The sequence below is a fragment of the Aliterella sp. E5.1 genome, from assembly GCF_057473825.1.
The window spans coordinates 1-1,531 of the sequence record NZ_JBYCCV010000369.1; the positions used below are offsets into that span (position 1 = coordinate 1).

The following is a 1,531-nucleotide window of genomic DNA, read 5'->3' on the forward strand; positions in this document are numbered from 1 at the left end:
CACCGCGCTGCCTTCTTGCCGGGCCAAGTCCACGAGCAGGCTGTAAACCGCTCTGGCGCTGTTGCGGTCGAGGTGTGGATACAGAATATCGGCTTGGTCCTCGGTTTAGTCTAAATTTTGTCTCCCAGCGCTTTAAGGATCATGCGATCGCTAACTATGTACAGGCATTGAAAGAATTTGGCCGTGCCTGACCTGGATATTGACATTAATCATTGGAGAGTCAGTTTTTTACCATTCTGACGAAGGTGAGTTGAAAGATACTCAAGTCATTGCCCAGAACATCATTTCGATTCATATCCTAATTTGAAGTGCCTTTCTAGTCAGGAGACTGGCCCAACTGTGAGCTGGATGCGGAATGCTTTTGCACTATCAAACTCTTTCTCAGCAAAGTACTCCCAGTTCCGGTTGTCTGCAACTAAGCCCTCAGCGTTCGCGTGAAATAATAAACTCAGCACACCGTCACCTTGATATTCTTGGTTGACGATTTTGGTAATATCCCAGTCTATAAAACTGCCGACCGTTGCTTTAGCAGCGTCAAAACTTGCCTCTGGCACTCCATAGGCTTGTCCTGGTTGGTTGTCCCAGGTGATCGTTGATTCTGACCAGGTATCAGAGGCCACAAAGTAGATCCCATGGGTGCGATCATCTGCCGAATCGTAGTCGTCGTTGTAGAAGCCTGTGAGTTTAGCCGCGGTTATCTGGGTCGCCGGGTCAAATTCTGGAAGGTTGAACTTGAGATAAAACCTTGCAGGTGAGGGGCTAATCCCACCATCCACCCCTGTAAACAGGCCACCCCTAACGGAGGATCGAGTTAAGAAGTTATCGTTAGGATCGTTATAGCTGGAATAAACACTCTCGTCCCCTACAACAGGAACGGTAACTGTTTTTGAGTCAGAAATCGCTTGAATTTCAACATAGTTAATCTTGGTGTTGCTTCCCTTAATCGCATCAATGGTCAACCTGCCGTCGGTTACATTGACCTGGGCTGTAGCCTGTTTGTATTCCTGCATTGCACTGCCCCGAAACCGGCTGATAGCAGTGACTCCTTCCACGTTGATGGTATGTTGGCTGTCTGTATAACTATCGCCCACGCTAACGGTCACGTTGTAGTTCCCACTGGGGAGGGCATACTCCCATGCAGCCGGAACTTTTACTGCCGTGGGATTATTAACCCTAGACAAATACTGCATGTGTAGGAGGGTATCGAGTCGCTGATCAATCCCAGGACGGTTGCGATCGCGGGCATTTGAGCTGATGTTTAGGGGCACATGAGTGCGACTTAGACTGTCTTGCCGAACCCAGCCATAACCCCGGTCATCGTCATAACCTAAACCAAAGTCTGGAGTATACCCACTAGGAACATCCACAGTTTTACCGTCTGTGTAAATATTCGGCTGAAAGTTAATCTGAACAATTCCACCTAACAAATCTTCCTTTACAGCACCAGTAAGGGGGTCTTGATCGGCACCAGCCTTGATAGATAACTTTTCGGAAGCGGATATCGTCCCCAATTTATCTCCGGGATTGCCCT

General features: G+C 48.3%; 1 protein-coding gene and 1 pseudogene. One reads left to right on the plus strand and one right to left on the minus strand.

Annotated features, from left to right (window positions below):
- Nucleotides 1-191 (plus strand): annotated as a pseudogene (locus AC2VE5_RS27350) (hypothetical protein); the annotation flags it as partial.
- 129 nt (nucleotides 192-320) lie between these two features.
- Here AC2VE5_RS27350 and AC2VE5_RS27355 read toward each other — a convergent pair.
- On the minus strand, nucleotides 321-1,531 hold a 1,211-nt coding region (locus AC2VE5_RS27355; protein WP_486890675.1), incomplete at its 5' end, for a DNRLRE domain-containing protein.